General features: G+C 27.9%; 22 protein-coding genes, 1 pseudogene and 1 riboswitch. Of the genes and pseudogenes, 9 read left to right on the forward strand and 14 right to left on the reverse strand.

The annotated features are described in order from the left end of the window. The first annotated feature begins 34 nt into the window (after positions 1-34). Both LPB137_RS03880 and LPB137_RS03885 read left to right on the forward strand, forming a co-directional pair. Positions 35-1,960 carry a sensor histidine kinase gene (locus LPB137_RS03880; protein ID WP_076084619.1) on the forward strand — a complete coding sequence of 642 codons (1,926 nt, stop codon included), beginning with the start codon at positions 35-37 and terminating at the stop codon, positions 1,958-1,960. Between the two features lie 152 nt (positions 1,961-2,112). Beyond that, positions 2,113-2,475 (forward strand): hypothetical protein, encoded by a 363-nt coding sequence (locus LPB137_RS03885; RefSeq protein WP_076084621.1) that lies wholly within the window; start codon positions 2,113-2,115, stop codon positions 2,473-2,475. Between the two features lie 53 nt (positions 2,476-2,528). On the opposite strand, the gene LPB137_RS03890 is transcribed toward LPB137_RS03885, so the two are convergent. The 9 genes from LPB137_RS03890 to LPB137_RS03930 form a co-directional block, all read right to left on the reverse strand. Further along, positions 2,529-3,275 (reverse strand): 3'-5' exonuclease, encoded by a 747-nt coding sequence (locus LPB137_RS03890; RefSeq protein WP_076084623.1) that lies wholly within the window; start codon positions 3,273-3,275, stop codon positions 2,529-2,531. Between the two features lie 51 nt (positions 3,276-3,326). Next, on the reverse strand, positions 3,327-3,968 hold the full coding sequence (locus LPB137_RS03895; protein WP_076089202.1) for a thiamine ABC transporter ATP-binding protein: 642 nt from the start codon (positions 3,966-3,968) through the stop codon (positions 3,327-3,329). Further along, positions 3,961-5,592 (reverse strand): ABC transporter permease subunit, encoded by a 1,632-nt coding sequence (locus LPB137_RS03900; RefSeq protein ID WP_076084625.1) that lies wholly within the window; start codon positions 5,590-5,592, stop codon positions 3,961-3,963. The genes LPB137_RS03895 and LPB137_RS03900 overlap by 8 nt, the downstream gene beginning before the upstream one ends. A gap of 2 nt (positions 5,593-5,594) precedes the next feature. Continuing rightward, on the reverse strand, positions 5,595-6,584 hold the full coding sequence (gene thiB, locus LPB137_RS03905) for a thiamine ABC transporter substrate binding subunit (protein WP_076084627.1): 990 nt from the start codon (positions 6,582-6,584) through the stop codon (positions 5,595-5,597). Further along, positions 6,585-6,863, reverse strand: coding sequence for a hypothetical protein (locus LPB137_RS03910; RefSeq protein WP_076084629.1), 279 nt, complete (start codon positions 6,861-6,863; stop codon positions 6,585-6,587). It lies immediately after the preceding gene. Next, complete coding sequence (locus tag LPB137_RS03915) at positions 6,863-8,896, reverse strand: TonB-dependent receptor (protein WP_076084631.1); 2,034 nt, start codon at positions 8,894-8,896, stop codon at positions 6,863-6,865. The genes LPB137_RS03910 and LPB137_RS03915 overlap by 1 nt, the downstream gene beginning before the upstream one ends. Positions 8,897-8,971: 75 nt before the next feature. Further along, positions 8,972-9,085, reverse strand: a riboswitch (TPP riboswitch). Between the two features lie 105 nt (positions 9,086-9,190). Beyond that, a complete protein-coding gene (locus tag LPB137_RS03920; RefSeq protein WP_076084634.1) occupies positions 9,191-10,132 on the reverse strand; it encodes a malate dehydrogenase in 942 nt (313 codons plus the stop codon). 32 nt (positions 10,133-10,164) lie between these two features. After that, positions 10,165-11,043: a lipoyl synthase gene (gene lipA, locus LPB137_RS03925; RefSeq protein WP_076084636.1), complete on the reverse strand. Its 879-nt coding sequence runs from the start codon at positions 11,041-11,043 to the stop codon at positions 10,165-10,167. Then, positions 11,044-11,757: a lipoate--protein ligase family protein gene (locus LPB137_RS03930; protein WP_076084639.1), complete on the reverse strand. Its 714-nt coding sequence runs from the start codon at positions 11,755-11,757 to the stop codon at positions 11,044-11,046. A 256-nt stretch (positions 11,758-12,013) separates the two neighbouring features. Here LPB137_RS03930 and aceE point away from each other — a divergent pair, with 256 nt between their 5' ends. From aceE to lpdA, 3 genes are read left to right on the forward strand one after another with little or no spacing between them, the layout of a single operon-like run. Beyond that, positions 12,014-14,686: a pyruvate dehydrogenase (acetyl-transferring), homodimeric type gene (gene aceE / locus LPB137_RS03935; RefSeq protein ID WP_076084643.1), complete on the forward strand. Its 2,673-nt coding sequence runs from the start codon at positions 12,014-12,016 to the stop codon at positions 14,684-14,686. A 9-nt stretch (positions 14,687-14,695) separates the two neighbouring features. Continuing rightward, complete coding sequence (locus LPB137_RS03940) at positions 14,696-16,324, forward strand: dihydrolipoyllysine-residue acetyltransferase (RefSeq protein WP_076084646.1); 1,629 nt, start codon at positions 14,696-14,698, stop codon at positions 16,322-16,324. Between the two features lie 14 nt (positions 16,325-16,338). After that, positions 16,339-17,769, forward strand: a complete 1,431-nt coding sequence (gene lpdA, locus LPB137_RS03945) for a dihydrolipoyl dehydrogenase (RefSeq protein WP_076084649.1) — start codon at positions 16,339-16,341, stop codon at positions 17,767-17,769. Between the two features lie 62 nt (positions 17,770-17,831). Here the strand turns inward: lpdA and LPB137_RS03950 are convergent, their stop codons facing one another. The 3 genes from LPB137_RS03950 to LPB137_RS03960 form a co-directional block, all read right to left on the reverse strand. Then, positions 17,832-18,260: a DoxX family protein gene (locus LPB137_RS03950; protein WP_076084652.1), complete on the reverse strand. Its 429-nt coding sequence runs from the start codon at positions 18,258-18,260 to the stop codon at positions 17,832-17,834. Positions 18,261-18,343: 83 nt separating this feature from the next. Further along, positions 18,344-19,429 (reverse strand): methyltransferase, encoded by a 1,086-nt coding sequence (locus tag LPB137_RS03955; protein ID WP_076084655.1) that lies wholly within the window; start codon positions 19,427-19,429, stop codon positions 18,344-18,346. A gap of 36 nt (positions 19,430-19,465) precedes the next feature. Further along, the gene (locus LPB137_RS03960) at positions 19,466-20,191 is read right to left on the reverse strand and encodes a hypothetical protein (protein ID WP_076084658.1); all 726 of its coding nucleotides are present in this window, start codon (positions 20,189-20,191) and stop codon (positions 19,466-19,468) included. Positions 20,192-20,305: 114 nt separating this feature from the next. On the opposite strand from LPB137_RS03960, the gene LPB137_RS03965 reads away from it, so the two are divergent. Continuing rightward, positions 20,306-21,307 carry a tRNA pseudouridine(13) synthase TruD gene (locus LPB137_RS03965; protein ID WP_076084661.1) on the forward strand — a complete coding sequence of 334 codons (1,002 nt, stop codon included), beginning with the start codon at positions 20,306-20,308 and terminating at the stop codon, positions 21,305-21,307. Positions 21,308-21,337: 30 nt separating this feature from the next. On the opposite strand, the pseudogene LPB137_RS03970 reads toward LPB137_RS03965, so the two are convergent. Together LPB137_RS03970 and LPB137_RS14705 are read right to left on the reverse strand one after the other, a co-directional pair. After that, a pseudogene (locus LPB137_RS03970) lies at positions 21,338-21,556 on the reverse strand (thioredoxin family protein); the annotation flags it as partial. Positions 21,557-21,571: 15 nt separating this feature from the next. After that, the gene (locus LPB137_RS14705; RefSeq protein ID WP_265936469.1) at positions 21,572-21,703 is read right to left on the reverse strand and encodes a YbbN family protein; all 132 of its coding nucleotides are present in this window, start codon (positions 21,701-21,703) and stop codon (positions 21,572-21,574) included. A 151-nt stretch (positions 21,704-21,854) separates the two neighbouring features. On the opposite strand from LPB137_RS14705, the gene LPB137_RS03975 reads away from it, so the two are divergent. The 3 genes from LPB137_RS03975 to LPB137_RS03985 all read left to right on the forward strand — a co-directional run bounded on the left by LPB137_RS03975 (position 21,855) and on the right by LPB137_RS03985 (position 25,359). Next, the gene (locus LPB137_RS03975; RefSeq protein ID WP_076084667.1) at positions 21,855-23,309 is read left to right on the forward strand and encodes a protein adenylyltransferase SelO; all 1,455 of its coding nucleotides are present in this window, start codon (positions 21,855-21,857) and stop codon (positions 23,307-23,309) included. A gap of 71 nt (positions 23,310-23,380) precedes the next feature. Then, positions 23,381-24,628 carry a putative DNA modification/repair radical SAM protein gene (locus LPB137_RS03980; protein WP_076084670.1) on the forward strand — a complete coding sequence of 416 codons (1,248 nt, stop codon included), beginning with the start codon at positions 23,381-23,383 and terminating at the stop codon, positions 24,626-24,628. Continuing rightward, positions 24,625-25,359, forward strand: coding sequence for a TIGR03915 family putative DNA repair protein (locus tag LPB137_RS03985; protein ID WP_076084673.1), 735 nt, complete (start codon positions 24,625-24,627; stop codon positions 25,357-25,359). Before LPB137_RS03980 ends, LPB137_RS03985 begins: the two co-directional genes overlap by 4 nt. Positions 25,360-25,375: the final 16 nt, after the last annotated feature.

Consider the following 25,375-nt stretch of genomic DNA (forward strand, 5'->3'; position numbering starts at 1 on the left):
AATAGCAAGAAAGATTTAATATTAGGAAAATAATATGAAAATAACAAATGATGAAAGAATAATTCTAAATATAATTAAATTCTCTCCCATAATCCTTGTTATTATTGTATCTCTTTTTATATCTAATATATATTTAAATAAAATGGAAGAAGATTTTACAAAAGAAGTAGAATTAACAAAAGAAAAATATCTAATTCAAAATAAAGAAAGAATAAAAAATAAGATAGTAAACATACATAATTTAATTGTATATGAAAAAGAAAAATCAGAACAAATATTAAAACAACAGATAAAAGATAGAGTTTATGAAGCCCATACTATAGCAACAAATATATATATGGAAGCAAAAAACTATGCTAGTAAAGAAGAGATATTTTTAACTATAAAAAATGTCTTAGGTAATATCTCTTATAACAATGGAAGAGGATACTTTTTTATTGATGATGTAAAAGGAACAAGCCTTTTACAACCTCTAAATAAAAAGTTAGAGAATCAAAATAAACTAGAATTTAAAGATGCAAATGGCTACCAATTTGTAAAAACTATTGTTCAAACTATCAAAGAAAAAAGTGAAAAATATGATACTTATCATTGGTATAAACCTAATGATAATAAAAACACTTATAAAAAAATCAGTTTTTATAAATATTTTGAACCGCTAAATGTTGCTATTGGAACAGGTGAGTATATTGATGATTTTGAAAGTGATTTACAAAAAGAGTTATTATTAAAAATTAAAAAAACTAAAAGTGAAGATAGCTCTTATATATTTATATTTGATGATAAAGGAATGGTCCTTTCTCATTATAAAGATTCCTTAGTTGGAACTAATCGATATAATATAAAAAATCCTCTAGGTAAATATGTAATAAAAGATATAATTAACTTTGCCAAGGAAAACAAAAAAGGTTTTATGTCTTATAGTACAGGAGTAAATCCAGAAAATTTAAAGAATAGAGATAAAATCTCGTATATAAAGCTTGTCGATAATTGGGAGTGGATTATTGGGACAGGATTCTTTTTAGAAAAGTTTGAGAAAGAAATTGAGCAAAAAACACAAGATCTACTAGAATCTAAGCAAAAATCAATTAATAAAATAATTATACTTACTACATTTATAACATTAGTATTCATCTTGTTGTCTTTTTATATATCTAATAAAATTTCAAAAAAATTTATAACATATAAAAATAGAATTGAAGATGAAATTAAGAAAACCATAGAAAAAGAAAGATTATTAATACAACAATCTAAAATGGCAGCAATGGGAGAAATGTTAGGAAACATTGCTCATCAATGGAGACAGCCCTTATCAACTATTACAACAGCAGCAACAGGTTCTAAGTTTCAAAAAGAGATGGGCCTTTTTAATGATAATGATTTTATTCATACAATGGATACTATTAATAACTCAGCACAATATCTTTCTCAAACAATTGAAGATTTTAGGAGCTTCCTTGACCCAAGAAATAGTAAAGAAGAAGATTTCTTTATCTCTCATACAATTAATAAAACATTGAATCTTATAAATGCTCAGTTTTCAGCAAAAGAGATTGAAATAATTCAGAATATCAAGGATGTTACTATTTTATCTTTTGAAAATGAAATTATTCAAGTATTAGCGAATATTTTAAATAATTCAAAAGATGTTTTAGTAGAAACTAATTCTCAAAAAAGATTTATTTTTATAAATACATACAAGAAGGAAAATACTTTAATTATTGAAATACTTGATAATGGTGGTGGAATTGCAGATAATATTATAGATAGAATATTTGAACCATATTTTACAACAAAACATCAGTCACAAGGTACAGGTATTGGATTATACATGAGTGATGAGATTATCCGAACACATTTAAATGGAACACTAATTGCAAGTAATGAAAAATATGAGTATAAAGGTGTTCAATATAAAGGTGCAAAATTCACAGTTTCATTACCAACTGATAATATTTGAAAAGGGTTTGATTAAATAATATATTCTACTCCCTATTAAAATCTCACTACACAAACAATAAACGAACTCTTTACGCAAGATACACATAAAAAATCTATAATACACTTATCAAACAAACGAAAATAAAAAATTAATATTTAAAAGGATTTACAATGAAAAAATTATCAACAACTATTATAGGATTAAGTTTATTAGCAGGAAGTGCATTATCAGCACAAGATACATTTGCAAGTTTTTACCCAGTTGAGAACGATGACACTCCAAGTTATCTTTCTTCAGTTCAAGATGATTCAAAAGCTTATCAAACTTTAGGAGTAGCAACTAGTGATAACAAAGTATTTGCATCATTTTATCCACTAGAAAATAGTGATACACCAGATTATTTAAGTTTTAACAATACACAAACATCAGCAGCAAGTACTAATATTTTAGCAGCATCTGCTATTAGTCATTGTACACTAGCTTCTTTTTATCCAGAAGAAGATACTGATACTAGACTTCATACTTCTTGTTAATATTTTAACAAGAAACCCCTCTCCTTAATTTAAGAAGCTAGCAATTTATTTTGCTAGCTTTTTTTCTTTTTTTCAAGAGTATCAAAAGTATATTTTATATCCATATCAAGTTCTATATTATTTTTTAACCAATTTATATATTCTATATCATTGTTATAAATATCACTTATTTTTTTGCCCTTATATTTACCATATTTGAAATTCTTTTGTAATATTGGTGTTTTAGTAAACTCTAGCATTTTCTCTATAGCATTCTCATTTGGGAATTTTTCTTTTGTTAGTATTTGAAGCTTTGAAAATAATAGTTTTGTAACTAATACATCACCAATTGCTGTATGCTCTTTCATAACAACACCATATTTTAATGCTTCTTTTTCTTCCTCTTCATATAATTTAAGTGAATATCTAAGATATGGAAGTGCTATAGATTTACCCTCTACTAAAAGATGCTTAGCAACTCTTAACGTATCAATAATTCTAAACTTATTTACAAAACCTTCTTTTTCTAACATTCCTAAATCAAATGGCATATTATGAGCTATTAAATAGTTTTGTTCATTATTTAATTCAAGTAATCTTTTATAAAATTTTGTTTGAGTAAATTTGCATTTGTCTTTTATCATCTCTTGTGAGATTTTATGGATTAAAGTAGCTTCCATTTTTATAGGAACATCAGTACTACAAAGTTCATCTAAGATTTGGACATCATTATCATCAATAATCATTGCTCCAACTTCTATGATTCTATCTTCTTCATAAAAGCCAGTAGTTTCAGTATCAAATATTATAAATTTCGACATATTACTACTCCTTAAATATTAACTTTGTGTAAGTCCTTTTATATTATACATCTAAATCTCTTCTAAAAGTAAATAGTCTTTCATTTTATAAACTTTTGAAGCGATTCTCTCACAGTCATGTTTATCATGTGTAACCATTATTGTATGAAGTTTATGCTCTTGTGTGATATTTTTTACTAAATCTAGCATTATGATTTTTGTTTGCTCATCTAAACCTGAAAAAGGCTCATCAAGTAATAGTATGGGTTTATTTCTAAGAAGAACTCGTGCAAGTGCAACACGTTGTTGTTGACCTCCTGAAAGTTGTGATGATAAAGTATTTTCAAACTCTTCAAGTCCTACATCTTTTAAAATATTTCTTACTCTTTTTTCATCATTTAAATTTGTTTTTCCTAAACCTAATAAGATATTTTTCTTTACATTCAAATGCTCAAAAAGATTATGATTTTGAAATAAAATACTAATAGGTCTTTTCTCAACACCTAAAGCTAATAACTCTTTTTGATTTAGTGTTATACTTCCATCAAGTGCTTCAATAAATCCAGCAATTAAATCTAAAAGCGTTGATTTACCACTTCCACTTTCCCCTAAAATTGCTACAATTTCTTGCTCTTTAACTTCTAAATTATAAGTATAGTTTTCTTTTGAGTTTGAATTTTCGTAACTATATTGCAAGTTTTTAATTTTAAGCATTTTTACTCCTAAATATTCTTGGTATAAAAATAAATACAAAAAGTACAAGTACTAAAAGTATTAGCGCAACTCCTGCTGCGTCATTTGTATTGTATGAGCCCATAAGTTGATAAAGATACCAAGGTAAGGTTATAAATTCATCAGAGCCAAATAGCGCAATAATCCCTAAATCTCCTAGAGAAAAGCAAAAAGACAAGGTAAAAACATAAGCAAGTGATGATTTTAAATAAGGCAATTCTACTTCTTTGTATCTTCTTAATGAACTAAGATTTAAAGAAAAAGAGAGTCTATCATATCTCTTTGCTATTTTTTGCATTGCTGGTGTTATTACTGCAAGTGCAAAGGGTAGGGACATCAAAACATTTGCTGTTAAAAGAGCCATACTTGACCAAAGAGTAAAAGAACCATCATATTTTTGATACATCATAAAAAAGCCTAAACCAAGAACTAAAGAAGGAATAGCTAGATAAATATTACCAGAAAAGGCAACAAATAAATTTAATACTTTTGAAAAAGGATACTTTGCTAATCTTGTATCAAGACTAAAGTTTCTTCTTGTATTACTTAAAAATATTGCTGCTATTAATGTTATGATTGCTGATAGAGTTGCAATTATTATAGAAGTTACAAATGCTTGAATAAAAACTTTATCACTTAGTATTTTAGCAAAGTTTGCACTAAGACCATCTATAAAAATCACTATTAAAGGTGAGATAAAAAATAGTGTAAATAATGATATGATAAACCATTGTAATATCTGAATTGTTTTAGAGTTTTTTGTAATACTTGATAAGCTATTTGTCTTAATATTTGTAGTATTTATTTTAAATGAAGATGATAATATTACTAAAACAAAAGAAATACCAAGTTGAATAAGAGCTAGTTTTAAAGCAGTTTGAATATCAAAGTCTAACTTTACGGCTTCATAAATAGCAACTTCTAAAGTATTATAACTAGGATTACCACCAAGTAAAAGTACAACTGCAAAAGAAGTAAAACAAAGTAAAAATATTGTAGAAGCAATACTTAATAAACTTGGCCTTAAAGCAGGATACTCTACATAATAAAAGCATTTTAAAACTGAAAAATTAAGACTTTTTGCTAGTTTATATTTCTCTTTTGGAATGGCTTCAAAACTATGAAGTAATGAACGCAGTGCAAAAGAAGCATTAAGATAAACATGAGCTAATAAAATACCACCTAAGCCATAAAGATATGTCCCAAAGTTAGTATCAAATAAATAAAGACTAATTTGGTTTATGTAACCCTGTCTTCCAAAAATTCCAATAATTCCAAAAACAACTATAAGCGTTGGTAAAACTAGTGATGAAGAAAAAAGTGCGATTAAAATACTTCGCCCTTTAAACTTTACTTGATGTGCTAATGCCCAAGCTAAAAGTAGTCCTACAAAAAGTGAAAGAACTGTTGATAAAAAAGCTTGAAAAATTGTAAATTTTAATAAGCCATATATTTTGCTATCAACTGAGGTAAAAAGATTTGTTTCTTGAGCTGTGTATAAAGTATAAAAGATTAGAAAGCAAAAGCTTAATAAGGCTAAAGATAAAGTTCCACCTAAAAGTGTAGAGCTTTTAAATCTTTTTAAATCTTTTAAGCCTTTACTCATTGTTATTTTTTAACAGCTTCAAGCCATTCATTTATAATAGCTTTTCTTTTTTCTTGTACAGTTTTCCCATCCATTAAAATAAACTCTTTTGGAAGGTGTAATTTAGAAAAAGATTCGTGTAGTTTTACATCTTTTATAACAGGATAAGCCCAGTTTGATGTAGGAATTAGTTGTGCAAACTCTTTGCTATATAAAAACTCTAAAAACTTTTTACCTAATTCTTTTTGTTTTGAAGATTTAACAATAGCAGCAACTTCAATTTGTGCATAATGACCCTCTTTAAATGGTGCAGCTTTGATATTGAATTTATTCTCTTCAACCATATGATAAGCAGATGATGTAGTATAACTAAGAGCCATATTTGCTTCACCTTTTAAAAATAAACCGTAAGCTTCTGACCAACCTTTTGTAATAGTTAAAATATGTGGAGCTAAACGCTTCCAATAATCAGATGCTTTATCACCATAAACTGATTTAACCCATAATAACAAACCAAGTCCAGGAGTTGAAGATCTTGGGTCTTGAATTACTATTTTAAAATCATCAGGCATTGATGCTAGCTCTTCAAAAGATTTAGGTACCTTTTTTGTTTTTTCTTCATCATAAACAAAAGCAAAGTAACTATAATCAAAAGGTACAAAAGTGTCATCTTTATATGAATTTGGTAAATCAATAATAGACGTATCTAAGTCATGAGTAGAAAAAAGCTTAGTATCTTTTGCAACTTGTGCAACTGCTGTATCTAAACCTAAAAGTACATCAGCTTTTGTTTTTTTACCTTCAAGTTGTATCTTACGTAGTGTTGCAATTGAACTTGATACTCCTATAAAATTAATATTACAATTACAAGTTTTTTCAAATGCTTTCTTAACCTTAGGAGCTGGTCCCCATGATGCAGCAAAGGCATCATAGGTATATACATTTAGTGTTGGTTTTTCATTCGCATATGCAAAAAAAGTTGTTAAAAGTAATAGATATACTAGTTTTTTCATTTAGTCTCTTTTCTCTTTATATATTCCATCTTTTTTAAGTCTATTGTTTCCAACAAATTTTAATACAAAGATAGAATCAGGAATTTGTGCAAAAACAGAAAACATCTCTTTTTCTAAAAGTTTCATGATTATATTATAATCCCCATGAATTTGAGTACTAAGGTCATTTTTTACTACATCAATACTAGTTTCATTTTCAATAGCATTAATAAATGCTAAAATTGGTTTTCTAAACTCCTCTTGTAGAGGGTACATACTTATATCTACTGAAATTTCCATTAGAAGTCATACCTCGCTGTAAATCCAAATGTTCTTGGATTTCCTTGTTGTGTATAAAGTTCATCACCATTACCTTGTCCATCAAAATAAAATCCTCTAGTTTGATAAGATTTATTTGTAAGATTTTTACCCCATAAAGTAACTGTCCAATCACTTACAAAATATGAAAGACTTGCATTTAAAAGTGCATAAGATTTTGATTTTTGATTATGACTATTTGAGAAATAATATGAATCTTTACCCTCTATATCTGATTTAATTTGAATATCATCAGTAATCATGTAGTCGAAACCTACATTATATTGATAAAGTGGAGATTGTGCAGGTGTTCTTCCATCATTAACATCAGTACTTTCATATTCATCAAGTTTTGATTTAAGTAATCCTAGTGAAGCAAATAAGTGTAAAGTATTATCTGCATAATAGTTTGTTTGAGCTTCTACTCCATAATAACTACCTGATTTACTATTTGATATCCATTCTATCCATTTAGTTCCATAATATGAATTATCAACTTGTTGGTCTTTTCTTAAGCCATAAAAAAAGTTTACTCTAGTTTTTAATTTATTTTCAAAATTAGAAAAACTTTTACCTATGTCTAAGTTCCATAAATGCTCAGTATTAAATGTTTTTCGTTCTTGACTTAATGTATATTCTGAATTTGCTCCTCCAGGTTTATAACCTTTTGAAAGTGTTGCATAATATAAATTATTTTCATTCTCTTGGTAACTTAATCCAATCTTTCCACCTATTAGTACTTCATCTGTCTCTTTATTTAACGAATCTGAATCTTTAAGTTCAGCTTTCCAGTTTTCAACTCTTAACCCTGTTGTTAATGTAAGTTTATTTGTAATATCAGAATCTAACTGTCCATAAATAGCTAAGTTTTCTGAATCAAAATTATTCGTATAATCTGAAGCAAAATAAGTATAGTTTTGTCTTAAGTCTTCACTTTGTTTTTTATAATATGTTCCAAAAGTCCAATCTGTACTATTATTGAAAATTCGACCTTCTTCGTCAGATACTAATCTTAAATCAACATCTGTTTTTTCTCTTTTTCTAAAATATTTATCTTCTGCGATATAAGAAGATACAGCATCATAAGACCAATCTTCATCATAAGAATATTCACTATTAGATTTTGAAAAAGAAGCTTTGCTAATTAAATGCATTTTTCTGTTAATTTTATATGTAGATTTAAGTCCAATCGCATTTGTTTCTTGAGAATCTGTTCCTGGATTACCTGAATAAGTATTATAAGAGTTATCATAAGTAAAAGCATCATATCCATTATCTACATTAACATGAGCAAAATTTATATCTACTTTGTGATCATCATTTGCTAAATAAGTTAATTGTGATTTAAGTGCAACTTCATCAATATTTTGAGTGTCTTTTCTACCTAAGTACTTATTTTCCATAAAGCCATCGCTAGTATTCTTATAAACTGAAAGTCTACCTAATAATTTATTTTCTATTAAACTTCCACCTAGTGCAATACCTGCAGCTTTTGTGTTATAGTTTCCAATTGTAGTTTCAATATGGCCTTCAAAATCTTCTGTTGGTTTATTACTTTGTAAACTAACAATTCCAGCCATACCATTTGAACCAAATGTTGTACCTTGAGGTCCTTTTAACACTTCTATTTGATTAACATCAAACATAGTAAGTGCAAGTGCAGATTCAGATACATCAATACCATCTAAAACTAAACCAACTGAAGGGTTTTTAGGAGATTTGAATTGACTTCTTTGTCCAATCCCACGGATTTGTACATAGTGAGCTCTTGAAGCACCTGAAGTAAAGTTTACATTTGGTACTTGACCTATAACACTTTCTAGAGATTCATGAGCTTTGTCAGCTATTTTATCTTCTGATAATACGCTAATTGCTTTACTAGTTTTATCTAGATTTGCATCTCTAAAATCAGATGTAACAGTAATTGAATCTAGCGTGATGTCTTCTGCATATGCAAAAGGAGTTAGTAATGTTAATGAAGCTATCGCAGATAGCGTTAAATTTTTAATTTTCAATATGTTTCCTTAAATAAATTTTTATTTATGTAGGAAAAAGTTGTATATAAAGTATGATAAGAATATTATTATAAGATTATTTACAATTCTCTTCCTTACGCTGGAATTACCCAGTTCAAGTTCAACGGGACAAGCAATATGCTATCTCAGCTTTTAATCTTTAAAATCAAAGCGCCCCCAGAGGTTGATTCGCGATTTTACTTTAACTTTTATTTGTTGAAGCTTAATGATATTTGATATTTAATTAAGTAGAAAGGAATTTATAAGTTTGAGTATTAATAAATAGTCAAAAGACTATTTATTAAAGAATTTTTCTTCTAAAGTATCAGTAAGTTCTCTTACAGATAAAATTGATTTAGCAAACTCATTTTCTTGGTCTGCATCTAATTTTAGTTCAATAATTTCTTCACAACCTTCTTTCCCAATTTTTACAGGAACACCAGCTGTTATATTTTTGTAACCATATTCACCTTCTAGTAAAACAGCACAAGGATAAACTTCTTTTGAATCATTTAAAATAGCTTCTACCATTAATGATGCTGAATATCCAGGAGCATAATAAGCTGAACCATTTCCTAGAAGTTTAACAATTTGAGCTCCACCATTTCTAGTTAATGTTACAATTTCTTCAATATCTTCTTTTGATAAAAGATCAGTTAAGTTTTTACCATCAACTGTACAATAATTAACTAAAGGAACCATAGCATCACCATGTCCACCCATTACAGATGTTTTGATTTTTCCTTGTGAAGTTCCCAGTTTTTTTGCAATAAAGTGTGCCATTCTTGATGAGTCTAAAATTCCAGCCATTCCTAAAACTCTATTTTTTGGAAGTCCAGAAGCTTTAAGTGCTGTATAAACCATTGCATCAAGTGGATTTGAAACAATAATGTAAATAGCATCTTTGTTTGCATCTTTAACTTCATCAATAACTGAAGTCATGATTTTAGCATTTGTAAGAAGTAAATCATCTCTACTCATTCCTGGCTTTCTTGGAATTCCTGCTGTAATTACAATTACATCACAATTTACAAAATCAGAAGTTTCAGATGATACTTTTGTACTTGCATTTGCTGCATTTGCTGCTTGTGAAATATCAATTGCCATTGCTTGAAGATAATCTTCTCTTAAATCTTTTAAAACAACTTCATCACAAATGTTTTTTGTTGCTAAATTAAAAGCAAGAGTTGCTCCAACATTTCCTACACCAATTACACCAACTTTTTTATTTTCCACTAATAATCCTTTTTTATTTAATTTTCTATTTTCTATTTTTTTTGATTTGATAAATACTCATGAGCCATATATGAACTTCTAGCATATGGAGTACTATGAACAAATTCAAAGCCTAAATCCATTGCAAGAGTTTTATATCTTTCAAATTGCTCTGGCTTAACGTACTCTTTTACTGTTGCATAATCTCCTGAAGGAGCTAAATACTGACCAATACTTAAAAACTTACAACCAACATTTATAAGGTCTTTAAAAACTTGAACCATTTCTTCTTCAGTTTCACCAAGTCCAACCATTAAAGCACTTTTTGTTTTAACTTTTTCGCCACCAAGTTCTTTTATTCTTCGTAAGACTTCTAGTGATCTTTCGTATGTTGCACCTTTTCTTACTTTATATAAGCTTGGAACTGTTTCAACATTATGTCCAATGATAACAGCACCTGAATCAACAACTTTTTGTAGTGATTCATCTTTTGCTTGAAAATCAGGTATTAAAATTTCAACTTGTGTATCTTCTGTATTATTTAAAATACTTTTTGTAACTTCATAAAAATGATTTGCTCCACCATCTTTTAAATCATCTCTAGCAGGACTTGTAATTACAACAAATTTAAGACCAAGTTTTTGAACAGAAATAGTAATTTGTTCTACTTCTTTTTCATTAACATAGCCATTTGGATTTCCTGTTTTTACATTACAATATTGACATCTTCTTGTACATAAATCTCCTAAAATCATAAATGTTGCATTTTTCTTTGCGAAACATTCACTTATATTTGGACATTTTGCTTCTTGACAAATTGTATGTAATCCTGCATTATCAAGTAACTTTTCCATATCTGCTTGCGCTTTATTTGATAGCTTTTTTCTAAGCCATTGAGGTTTTTTAAAGCCAACTTTACTAGGTACTGACATTTAATTCCTTTCTAATAGTTTATTTAATTTTTCTTTTTCTATAGTATTTAATTCATCTAAAACTAATTTTGCATCAAAACATTTTTCAAAAGCACTAATTAGCTTTTCTTCAAGTTGTTTAAATGTTAAATTAATTTTAAAATCTTCTAATGATGAACCAAACTTATCATCATCTTGTGTTTTTATAAGTGGAATAGAACCGTGTTGAAAAATCATTTTTTTTGATCTTTTTTGTGCATTTCCACCAATTTTTTTATTATTTACAATAATGTCATAAGCTTCAAAGCCTACTTGACAAAATTCATTTTTACTTAAATTTATTTGTTCTAAATCTTTTGCAAAACAAGTATTAAATCCTAACTCTTTATAAAAATGTAAAAGAAACTGACATATTTGTTCATATGATTGCTTAACACTTAAGTTCTTAAACCAAGAGCTAGGTATTGTTAAACTATATGAAAGGTCATGTCCATGAAATAATACTCCTCCACCTGTGATTCTTTTTGCACAGTTGTTATTGTATTGTTCTTTTAATTGTGTATAATCTTCAAAATTTTGAGATAATCCTAATGTAAAAGAGTTTTCCCATGTATAAAATCTTAAAATTGGAGTATCATTTTCCTTATAAGATGATGCTATTGCATTATCAATTGCCATATTTATTTTAGCATTATTTCTAGGAGTTAAAATTAATCTAAATTGTTTATTTTTCATTAATATTTTTTTGATACCTTTTAATATGTGTTTCAAACAAGAGTATAATATTAAATTAAACTTAAATTTGAATAAAAGAATTTAAATTTCAGCATAATTTAATATTAAAACCATAAAATTCTAATTAACTTATTTAAAACTTAAAAAAATATAATACTTTTTTAATTAATTTTTTATTAAAATAAGTAAATAAATTGATAAAAAATAAAAGTATATAAATATATAAACAAAATTTAACTACATAAAAGGAGAATAGATGTCAAACGGACATTTAAATGATATTAATGAAGAAGAAACAGGCGAATGGTTAGAAGCCTTTGAAAATGTTTTAGAAGAAGGTGGTCCAAGAAGAGCTCACTTTTTATTAGAAAAATTAATTGATAAAGCTAGAAGAAAAGGTACATATTTACCATTTAGAGCTACAACTGCATATTTAAATAGTATTGATGTTGATGATGAGCCTAAAATGCCTGGAGATAGAGATATCGAAAGAAAAATAAGATCAGCTATTAGATGGAATGCACAGATGATGGTTCTAAGAGCTTCTAAAAAGAACTTAGAACTTGGTGGTCATATTGCATCTTTTCAATCTAGTGCTACTTTATATGATGTTGGATTTAACCACTTCTTTAGAGCACCAAATGAAAAAGATGGCGGAGATTTAGTTTTCTTCCAAGGACATATTGCTCCTGGTATTTATGCAAGATCATTTCTTGAAGGAAGAATTACTGAAGAACAAATGGACAACTTTAGACAAGAAGTAGATGGAAAAGGTCTTTCTTCTTATCCTCATCCAAAATTAATGCCTAGCTACTGGCAATTCCCAACTGTATCAATGGGACTTGGACCAATTCAAGCAATTTATCAAGCAAGATTTTTAAAATACTTAACTAATAGAGGTATTAAAGATTGTAGTGAGCAAAAAGTATATTGTTACATGGGTGATGGTGAATGTGATGAGCCAGAATCTTTAGGAGCAATTGGTCTTGCAGGACGTGAAGGTTTAGATAACTTAGTATTTGTAATCAATTGTAACTTACAAAGACTAGATGGACCAGTTCGTGGAAATGGTAAAATCATTCAAGAACTTGAAGGAAACTTTAGAGGAAATGGATGGAGAGTTGTTAAAGTTATTTGGGGTAAACATTGGGATGCTTTATTAGAAAAAGACAAATCAGGAAAGCTTTTACAATTAATGGAAGAAACTGTTGATGGTGAGTACCAAAACTTTAAACAAAAAGGTGGAGCTTACACAAGAGAACACTTCTTTAATAAATATCCTGAAACTGCAAAATTAGTTGAAAACATGAGTGATGATGAGATTTTTAACTTAAACAGAGGTGGACATGATCCATTAAAAGTTTATGCAGCATACGATGTAGCAGGTAAAACTAAAGATAGACCAACTGTAATTTTAGCTAAAACTATTAAAGGTTATGGAATGGGTGAAGCTGCTGAGGGTAAAAATATTGCTCACGGTGTTAAGAAAGTTGATTTTGCTTCATTAAGACAATTTAGAGATAGATTTAGAATTCCTTTCTCAGATGAAGAAATAGAAAACTTACCATATTATACTTTTGCTGAAGATTCTGCTGAGTTAAAATATATGAAAGAAAGAAGAGAAGAACTTCATGGATTTGTTCCTCAAAGATTAGAAAAATTCACTCAAAAATTAGAAATTCCAAGCTTAGGTGCATTTGATGCAATTACAGCAGGAAGTAAAGATAGAGAAATTTCTACTACTATGGCATTTGTAAGAATTTTAAACACTTTAGTAAAAGATAAAAATATTGGTAAACAAATTGTTCCAATTGTTCCTGATGAAGCAAGAACATTTGGTATGGAAGGTATGTTTAGACAAATTGGTATTTATTCTAATGAAGGACAAAAATATGTTCCTCAAGATAGAGATCAAGTTGCGTACTATAAAGAAGATAAAAAAGGTCAAGTACTTCAAGAAGGTATCAATGAGTTAGGAGCTATGGGTTCTTGGGCTGCAGCTGCAACTTCTTATTCTGTAAATGATGTTCCTATGATTCCATTCTATATTTATTACTCAATGTTTGGATTCCAAAGAACAGGTGATATGGCATGGGCTGCTGGAGATTTAAGAGCTAGAGGATTCTTAGTTGGAGGAACATCTGGTAGAACTACACTTAATGGTGAAGGTTTACAACATGAAGATGGACATTCACATATTTTAGCTAATACTATTCCAAATTGTATTTCATATGATCCTACTTATGGTTATGAATTAGCTGTAATTGTTCAAGATGGTATTAATAGAATGTATGGTGAAAATCAAGAAGATGTATTCTATTACTTAACTACTTTAAATGAAAACTACAAACAACCAGCAATGCCTACAGGTGTTGAAGAGGGAATTAAAAAAGGTATTTATAAATTAGATACAGTGGAAGCTTCAAATGATTACAAAGTTAAATTATTAGGTTCAGGTTCAATCTTAGAACAAGTTAGAACTGCTGCTGATATTTTAGCAAAAGAGTTTGATATTAAATCAGAGATTTACTCTGTTACTTCATACAATGAATTAACAAGAGAAGCACAAGATGTGGAAAGATATAACTTATTACATCCAAATGAAGAAAATAAAACAGCATTTATTACTAGTACTTTAGGTGAAGATGAAGATAATATTATTATTTCTGCAACTGATTATATGAAAATTTATTCAGACCAATTAAGAGGATATGTTAAAGGTAACTTTAAAGTTCTTGGTACTGATGGTTTTGGTAGATCAGATTCAAGAGCAAACTTAAGAGCTCACTTTGAAGTTGATGCTAACTTTATTGCTTATACTACTTTAGCTTCACTTGTAGATGAAGGAAAATTAGATAAAGCTGTATTAGTTGAAGCAATTGCTAAGTTTGATATAAATCCAGATAAAATAAATCCATTATATGCATAAGGTGTGAAAATGAGTATTGAAGAAATTAAACTACCAGATGTTGGTGGAGAAGAAGTAGAAATTATTGAAATTAGTGTTAGTGTTGGAGATAAGTTAGAAGAAGATGAAGCAATAATTGTTGTTGAAACTGAAAAAGCTTCTATGGATATTCCTGCACCTTATAATTGTACAATTGAATCACTAAATGTAAAAGCTGGTGATAAAATATCTGAAGGTATGGTTATTGCTAGTGTTAAAAAAGAAGGTGCAGAAGAAGCTACACCTGAAGTAAAAGAAGAAGCAGCACCTGTTGTTGAAGTCGAAGTTACAAAAGTAGAAGAAAAGTCAATTATTGAAACAAATACAAGTTCAGCAGAAATTACTTCGGTTGTTGAAGATGTTTTTGTTCCTGATATCGGTGGTGAAGAAGCTGTTGATGTTATTGAAATTCTTGCAAGTATTGGTGATTCTATTCTTGAAGAAGATGGAATTATTACTCTTGAAACTGAAAAAGCAACAATGGACGTTCCTGCACCTTTTACTGGTATATTAAAAGAAATTTTAGTACAGCCAGGAGCAAAAGTTAAAACTGGTGATTTAATTGCAAGAATGCAAAAAGATATTGTTGTTGAAACTCCAAAAGAAACTGTTAAAAAAGAAGAACCTAAAGCTGAAGTTATTGTTGAAAAAACTGTAGCAGTTGCAACTTCAAGTGAACCTGTTAAAACAACTGAAAAAGTATATGCTAGTCCAAGTGTTAGAAAATTAGCAAGAGAATTTGGTGTTGATTTAGGAAAGGTTTCAGGAACTGGAAATAAGAACAGAATTTTAAAAGAAGATGTTAGATTATATATTAAAGCTGAATTAACAAAAGTTAACTCTGGGGCTAGTAAAAATTCTGGCTCAGGTTTAGGTTTTGATTTCCCTGAATTAAAAGAGATTGATTACTCTAAATTTGGTGAGGTAGAAACTGTTGAATTATCTAGAATTCAAAAAATATCAGGACCATCATTACATAGAAACTGGGTTAGTATGCCTCATGTTACTCAATTTGATGAAGCAGATATCACTGAACTTGAAAGTTTTAGAAAAGAGCAAAATGCAGTTTATGTAAAAACAGGTGCTGATATTAAAATTTCGCCATTAGTATTTGCTGTTAAAGCTGTTGCAAAAGCATTAGAATTACATCCTAATTTCAATTCATCATTAAGCTCAGATGGTCAAAGTATTATTTTCAAAAAATATGTAAATATTGCAGTTGCAATTGATACTCCAAATGGTTTAGTTGTACCTGTTATTAAAGATGCAAATAAAAAAGGTTTTGAAGATATTGCTAAAGAATTAAAAGAACTTTCAATTAAAGCAAGAGATGGTAAATTAAAAGCTGCTGATATGCAAGGAGGTTGTTTTACAATTTCTTCATTAGGTGGAATTGGTGGAACTTACTTTACTCCAATTATTAATGCACCTGAAGTTGCAATCTTAGGACTTTCTAAATCAGAGATTAAACCTGTTTACAACGGAAGTGAGTTTGAACCTAAATTAATCTTACCATTATCTTTATCATACGACCACAGAGTTATTGATGGAGCAGATGGAGCTAGATTTACAACAACATTATCTAAATTACTAAGTAATATTAGATTATTACTTTTATAAAAAGAAGGTAAAATATGAGTACAGAAATAAAAGCACAAGTATTAGTAATAGGAGCAGGACCTGCTGGGTATTCTGCTGCTTTTAGAAGTGCAGATTTAGGTTTAGATGTTGTTTTAGTTGAAAAGCATGATACTTTAGGTGGAGTTTGTTTAAATGTTGGATGTATTCCTTCAAAAGCCTTACTTCATGTTGCTAAAGTTATTGAAGAAGCAGAAGATATTGCACCTCATGGTGTAAGTTTTGCGAAACCTGAAATTGATATTACAAAAATTGCTGCATATAAAAGTGGTGTTGTAAAAAAACTAACTGATGGTTTAAGTGCAATGTCAAAAATGAGAAAAGTAAAAGTTGTTCAAGGACTTGCAAACTTTGTAGATAAAAACACTGTAAGCGTTTCAAAAGATGGTGTTGATACTATTGTTAAATTTGATAATGCAATTATTGCTGCTGGTTCAAGACCAATTGAATTAGGTTTTATTCCTCATGAAGATCCAAGAGTTTGGGATTCTACTGATGCACTTGATTTAGATAATATTCCTTCTAAACTACTTATTATGGGTGGTGGAATTATTGGTTTAGAAATGGGTACAGTTTATGGTAAATTAGGTTCTACAGTTGATGTTGTTGAAATGCAAGATCAATTAGTTCCAGTTGCTGATAAAGATGTGATAAAAGCCTATACTAAAGCAAATGAAAAAAGATTTAATATTATGTTAAATACAAAAGTTGCTAAAGTTGAAGCAAAAGAAGATGGTATTCATGTTTCAATGGAAGGTGAGGGTGTATCTTCTGAACCTATTGTTTATGATGCTGTTTTAGTTGCAATCGGACGAGCTGCAAATGGTAAACTTTTAAGTTTAGAAAATGCAGGTGTTAATGTAAATGATTGGGGAATTATTGAAGTTGATAAACAAATGAGAACAAATGTAGATAATATTTTTGCAATTGGAGATATTGTTGGTCAACCAATGCTTGCTCATAAAGGTGTACATGAAGGACATGTAGCAGCTGAGGTAATAGCTGGTAAAAAGCATTATTTTGAGCCAAAAATGATTCCTTCTATTGCATATACTTTCCCTGAAATTGCATGGGCAGGTATGACTGAGAAAGAAGCTAAAGAAGCTGGTATTGATTACGAAGTTTCTACTTTCCCTTGGTCTGCATCTGGACGAGCGATTGCAAGTGATGTTAGTGAAAATGCATTTACTAAACTTATTTATGACAAGAAAGACCATACTTTAATAGGTGGTGCAATTGTTGGAGATAATGCTGGTGAATTACTTGGTGAAATTGGTCTTGCAATTGAAATGGATTGTGATGCTGAAGATATTGCACTTACAATTCACGCTCACCCAACACTTCATGAATCAGTTGGATTATCAGCTGAAATTTATGAAGGAAGTATTACAGACTTACCAAATGCTAAGGCTGTTAAGAAAAAGTAAATAAGTTTCCTTATTTACTTTTGAACTTTGGGAATTAACCCAAAGTTCAATACAAATCTTACTTAAACAGATTTCTTATTATCTAAACTATACTTTCCTGCTCCAATAAAAAATATCACAATAGATAGTACTAAATATAATAAAGGAAGCTCAATAACAGGAGCCCCATTTTTAGTTAACATAAATAGCTTTTCTGAATAAACTAAAAATATTGCAAAACACATAGTAATACCCATTCCTAAAGCAGCAAGTCTTGTAAATAATCCTAATATAATTAATATAGGTAAAATAATTTCACCTACATATACTCCATAAGCTAAAAACTCTGGAAAACCTGATTTAACTAAACCTGCAGCAATTTTATCAACACCACTAGATAATTTTGAAAAACCATGAAATAGCATTAATACAGATATAGAAACTCTTAATATTAATTTTCCTACATCTTCACTCAAAACTGATGCTAACTTTTGATCTATTTTTTTATACATTTTTATAACCTTTATTCTTTAAAAAAAGAATTTTACCTAAGCAATATTAATGAAATTTAAACAATAAGAAATATATAAAATTATTAGCTTTTTTTAGCAGCTAATACCCAAAGTTCTACTTTTTCATTTGCTCTTTGGTCTGTACGTTTTGTTTTTCTTGATGAAGCTCTAACTTCTCTTGTCAGATGTAAATCTTTTCTAAATCTTTTATGATTTCTTAATTCATCAATTATAGGATGAGAACTGTTTTCATCAACTACTTGTGCTAAATTTGAGAATATTAATACAATTTTTCCATCAGGATTTAAATGTTTTAATGCTTGTTCGAAAAAGTTATTAAAAAGCTCATCTTCATAATACATAGCTTTATCAATACCTTCTTCAAGTTTGTGTTTTGCTTTTATCCATGGAGGATTAAATACTATTACATCAGCTTTAACATCACAATTTTCAAATAAGTTGGCATGATTTAAAGTAAGTTTATCTTCATATCCTAAACGTTTAGCTTCTTCATGTACCCCAATTATTGCATTTTTATTTGTATCACTTGCATAAATATCATTAAAGCCATTTTGTATTAATTGAAAAGATAAAATACCACTACCAACTCCAATTTCTATTGCTTTTTGTTTTGAACCTTCATATTTTTTTAGCCATTTATCAAATAGTTTTAAATGATCGAATCTTGTAGGGAAGTATGTTCCATAATAAGGATGCAATGTAATATCTAAGGTTTTAATCTCTATTCCTTTTTTATTCCACTGCCAAGAGCTATTCATACCTTGAACTTCAGGAAATGAAATATAAAAATCACTAAGCTCTGGGTATAAAATATCTAACCATCCAATTTTTGGTGCTTTTTTTACAGTGATTTTATTATCAACTATTTTTAATAATAATCTATGAGAAGCTAAACGAAAAGCACTTCTATAATCACGTTGTGTTTGAAAATCTTTATTAGGAAACTTTTTTAATAATTGTTTTTTAAGCTCTTCTAGAACTTGTAAACCATTGCTAAAATATTCTTCAACAATTACATATCTTCCTTCAATCATCTCTTTTACTGTTTGGTTTGTATCCATTTTACGGTAAAAACCAATTGCATTATCAATATTAGTTGTGATTATATTTGGTCTTGTTGGTTTTAAATCTTGTATATCTTGTGTCATTTATTTTCTTTCTATAGTTTTAGTTTTTTGTAATATTTATTTGTGAAAAGCGTAAATAGGGCTATTTGTAATTTTTATATCTTTTGTTAATTCATTTCCATATTTGTCTAAAACTTTATTAAATTCTGTTAACTCAATTTCATCTTGGCTTGACCATACAATATCAAAAGTTTTTCTATCTTTTTTGCAAGTTAATACATATAAACTTTTTGCATTTGAAAAGTTTACAATAGTAGCTTTATCAAGATATGAAATCATAGTTTCATATGCTTGTAAACTTTTTTCATCTTTTAATAACTCTTTATTGAAAAAAAGCTTATCAACTTTTCTTGAAGCAAAGGCTAAAAGTACAGTTCTTAAAAGATTATTGATTTGAGATTCATTTAACTTATTCTTTTTAATTGATAGCTCTACTTGAATATTATCATTTGGGATTTTAGCTCCTAGCATTGACATTGCATGATAAACATTTACAACTTTGAAAAAATCAAAAATATAAGTTTTTACTTCCGGTGCTTTTGAAATATCAACTTGAAACAAAACTTTTGTTTTGTCATAAATTATTGAATCTTTATCAAAAAAGTATTTTATATTTTCATAAAACTCATTATTGTTTGATGTAACTTCTAGTTTTTTTTCTTTGTTGTTTTCATTTTCTTTATCATGAAAAAAATTTGAATAGTCAGTTTTTTTACCTTTTAAAAAATGAGAGAATATTAAAATTAGAGGATATATTAAAGTTGTGTGCAGTTTGTTTTTCATTTAGCTTCTTTATTGTTTTATTTATTATAACATCTTCTTAATCTATTTTCTTAACTTAAGCCCTTTAAATAATAACTAGACTATAATTACAAAAATAAATACAAAGATATATAGATGATAAAAAGAGAGTTTTTACAAGATCACAAAAGTTTAGATTTTAAGTTTTACCAAAATGTTGATGATTTTATTGTTGAAGAAGTTCCTATTAAATTTGCTGGTCGTGGTAACTTTATAATTGCAAAAATAAAAAAGCAAAAGCTTGGAACTTGGGATTTAATAGAAAGTTTAGCAAAGGGTTTACGAATATATGACAATGAATTAGGATATGCAGGACTTAAAGATAAAAATGCGACTACAACTCAATATATTTCAATTCCTAAAAAATATTCAAAAGATTTAAAGCAATTTAGACACAATAAAATTAAAATATTAGAAACAACACTTCATGGATCTAAACTAAATATTGGTGATTTAATTGGAAATAAGTTTGAAATAAATTTACATGAAGTTCAAGCTCAAGATGTTGGAAAAATTGAAAAACTTTTAAAGCAAATTTCAAAAGTCGGAATGCCAAATTATTTTGGTTTCCAGAGATTTGGTTATGATGGCTTAGAAAACTTAGAAAAAGCTAGAAAGTATATTTATGAAGACTACCAAATAAAAGATAGAAAAATATCAAAAATGCTTGTAGCTGCTTATCAAAGTGATTTTTTTAATAAATGGTTAGTAGAAAGACTTAAACAATCAGATGATAGTTTTAAAGCCATGGATGGTGATGTATTTAGAGATTATAGAGAAGATAAATTCTTTACTCCTAAAAACTTCACAGAGATAATGCAAAAAGATTTTGAAGATAAAAAAATAGTACCAACAGGATTATTGCCTGGTCAAAAAGCATTTAGAAGTATTAAGGATGCTAGAAAAATTGAAGAAATGTTTGATGATACTTATATCAAAGAAAAAGGTTACAGACGTGATGCAATAGTATATCCAAGTGATATTTCTGTAAGTTTCGATAAAAATACTAATAAATGTAAAGTTAAATTTACATTACCAAAAGCTTCTTATGCAACTGTTTTAATTGAAAACATTGCAAACAGAAACTTAAAAGCTTAATATTAATAGGTGATATTTTAGTAAGTATGATTACTTACTAAAATAGACTTTCTCATAATTTTCTAATTGCTCAACACTTTTAACACCAAGTTTTTTAGCAACAATTTTTCCATTTTCCATATAAACTAAAGTTGGAATACCTTTAATTTCAAATTGTGCTGTAAGAAGTTTTTGATCTTCTATGTTTAACTTATAAATTTCTACGTTATCTTGTTTTCTTGTATTATATTTTGTCAAGTTTTTACCTAAAACCTTACAAGATGGTCACCAAGTTGCATAAAAATCAATAATTACATTTTTGTTTTCAAGTTTACTTTCTATATTTGCAAGAGTTAAATGCTCAAATGCAAAAAGTGAGTTAAAACCTAAAAATAAAATAGCTATTAACTTTTTCATTTTATGTATCCTTTTTTAAATTTTTCTATTATAGTTTTTGAATGTGTAGTTTTTGTTTAGAAAATTAAAATAAGACATTTTTTATCTTGTTTTATATGTGTTTTTGATATCTTATTTTAAAATTAATATATTATTAAAATAAAGAGAAAAAATGAAATTAAATGACTTAAAAGTTAATATGGAATATTTCCATATGGATGATAATTTATACCAAAAATTAGATGCAACACCTTTAAAAAATCCAAAGCTTATTTCCTACAATAAGCAAGCATGTGATTTAATAAATTTAGATTATAAAGAGTGTGAAACAAAAGATTTTTTAGACTTTATGAATGGTAGTAAAGTCCTAAAAAATTCTCAACCCTTTTCAATGGTTTATGCAGGTCATCAATTTGGATACTTTGTACCACAATTAGGTGATGGAAGAGCAATAAATCTAGGAGCTATAAATAAGTGGCAACTACAAACAAAAGGTTCAGGGCTTACTAAATATTCAAGAAGAGGTGATGGCCGTGCAGTTTTAAGATCATCTATTAGAGAATATATAATCAGTGAAGCAATGCATGCTTTAAAGATACCAACTACCAGAGCTTTAGCAATAATTGATTCAGAGACTTTTGCACATAGAGAATGGGAAAAAGAATCCTGCTCAATAGTTTTAAGAATGTCTCCTTCTTGGATTAGAATAGGTACATTTGAGTTTTTTGCAAATACAAAAAACTCTAAAGAAAATCTTAGAAAGCTTGCAGATTTAGTTATTGAAGAATCATATGTTCACTTAAAAGATGAGAAAAATAAATATGAAAAGATGTTTTATTCACTTGTTGATAAAACAGCTTTAATGATAGCTTACTGGCAAAGCTATGGTTTTATGCATGGAGTTATGAATACAGATAATTTTTCAATGGCAGGTCTTACTATTGATTATGGTCCCTTTGCTTTTATGGATTATTTTGATAAAAATTGTATTTGTAATCACACAGATGCTGAAGGACGATATTCTTACAATAATCAACCATATGTTGCAAGATGGAACTTAATTGTATTAGCAAATGCATTAAAAGAAATTTGTGATGAAGAAAAACTTTTAGAGTATATAAATACTTTTATTCCTCAACATGAAAACGTTTATTTAGAGCAAATGAATAAAAGAATAGGGCTTGATGCAGTAAAAAGTGGCGATAATAATTTAGATTTAATACTTGAATTATTAGGTGCATTAGAGAGTTCAAAAATGGATTATAATGTATTCTTTTATGAACTTACAAAAATCAAATCTTTTGATGAAATTAGTTTAATTACAAATTTATGTGTATTTAGACAGCCTTTAGAAGATTGGTTTAAATCATATGAAAAAGTTTGTCAAAACCAAAATAGTAGTTTTACTAAAAGAGTTGAAATTATGAAAAAAGTAAATCCAAAATATATAATCAAAAACTATATGCTTCAAGAAGCAATAGAATTAGCTCACGAAGGTGATTATTCTCTTGTAAACGATTTACTTAATATTGCACAAAACTCATTTGATGAGCATGAAAAGTTTGAAAACTATTCAAAACCAACTCCAATGGAATATGCAAATGTGAAGCTTTCTTGTTCTTCATAAGATAAGTATTAATTTTATTTCATTTTGTAATATAATTAAAAGAGTTTCATTTTTTAATATAAAATTACAAAATGAAAAAAGATATATATGAAAAAATGGACATTTTAGCAAATAGTGCAAAATATGATGTTTCATGCTCTTCTAGTGGTAGTGATAACAATTACAAAACGGGAGAACTTGGAGCTACTCATAATAGTGGGATTTGTCATACTTTTACAGCCGATGGAAGATGTGTTTCTTTATTAAAGGTTTTACTAACAAATTATTGTATCTATGATTGTTCTTATTGTGTAAATAGAACTTCAAATAGTGATATTCCAAGAGCTGCTTTTAGTCCTAGAGAATTAGCTGACATTACAATTAATTTTTATAAAAGAAACTATATTGAAGGACTTTTTTTAAGTTCAGGAATTATAAGTAGTGAAGACCATACTATGGTTATGATTCTTCGGACTTTAAAAATTCTTCGACATGAGTATAAATTTAATGGTTATATTCATGTTAAACTAATTCCAGGTTCTTCAAATGAATTAACAGAACAAATAGTAAATCTTGCAAATAGAGTAAGCTCAAATATAGAGCTTCCTAGTGATAAATCTTTAAAACTATTAGCTCCAAATAAAACTAAAAAAAGTGTATTACAACCTTTAAAATTTGCAAGAGATGTAAGTATGGAAAAGGGTAAAAAACCAATTGGAATGAGTACACAATTAATTGTAGGCGCAACACCAGAAAGTGATAAAGATATACTAAAACTAAGCTCAGCTTTATATGATAAAGCCTTACTAAAAAGAGTATATTATAGTGCTTATATTCCTGTAAATGATAATAATAAAAACCTTCCTTCAACAATTACAAAACCACCACTTGTAAGAGAACATAGACTTTATCAAGCCGATTGGTTACTTAGGTTTTATGATTTTTCTTACGATGAAATTGTAAATGATGATAATCCAAATTTAGATGAAGAACTAGACCCTAAAACTTTTTGGGCTTTAAATAATATGTCTTATTTTCCAATGGAAATAAATGCAGTCTCAAAAGAAGAGCTTTTAAGAATTCCAGGTATTGGAGCAAGAGGTGTACAAAAAATAATAAATGCTAGAAGATTTAAAAGTCTTGATTTCGAGGATTTAAAAAAGTTAAAAATATCTTTAAAAAGAGCCAAGTATTTTATAACTTGCAAAGGAAAATATCAAAAAGAAGTACCTTTTTATAAAGATGTAATAAAAACAGCAATAATTGAACCCAAAAAGAAAAAGATAATAACTCCTAACTTGTTTGACTTAGCTTATAGTAATATTACTGGTGAGTTATGATATTAGTTTATGATAAAAGTTTTGAAGGCTTTTTAACTCTAGTTTTTAAAGTTTATTATGAAAAGTTAAAACCAATTAGAATATTAAAAGAAATGCCAAATGAGCTTTTTTTAGATGATTTTATAGTTATTGAAAACAATGAAGAACACTCACAAAAAGTTTTAGATGCCTTAAAGAAAAAGTTTTCAAAAGATAATTTTCAAAGGATCTTAAATATTTTTATGTGTGATTCAAAAGATTTTGAACTTGATTTATTAAACTATATAATTATAGGTTTTAAAAACCAAAAAGAGCTTGCAAATATTAATAATTCTTCACTTTTTAATATTTTAAATATTGAAAAGGAGCTATTTAGACATATACATAAAATGGAAGGGTTTTTAAGATTTGAAGAGCTTGACGATGGAACTTTATATGCAAAAATGCAAACAAAATTTAATGTTGCATATTTTTTAGGAAAGCACTTTTTTAAAAGATTAAATAATCAAAAATATATAATTCATGATATAAATAGAAAAATAGCATTTATAAAAAACGATGATTTTTTAGGAATTCAAAATATTGCAAGTTATGAAGAACCAAAACTTTCAGAAGATGAAGAAAAGTTCAAAAAACTTTGGAGTCAGTTTTTTAAATCTGTATCAATTGAAAGTAAAAAAAATGATAGATGCCAAAAAAATCAAGTGCCACTACTTTATAGAACTTATATGAGTGAGTTTTATAAAAGATAAAGCTTTCGCTTTATCT

The organism is Poseidonibacter parvus (genome assembly GCF_001956695.1).
GTDB lineage: Bacteria > Campylobacterota > Campylobacteria > Campylobacterales > Arcobacteraceae > Poseidonibacter > Poseidonibacter parvus.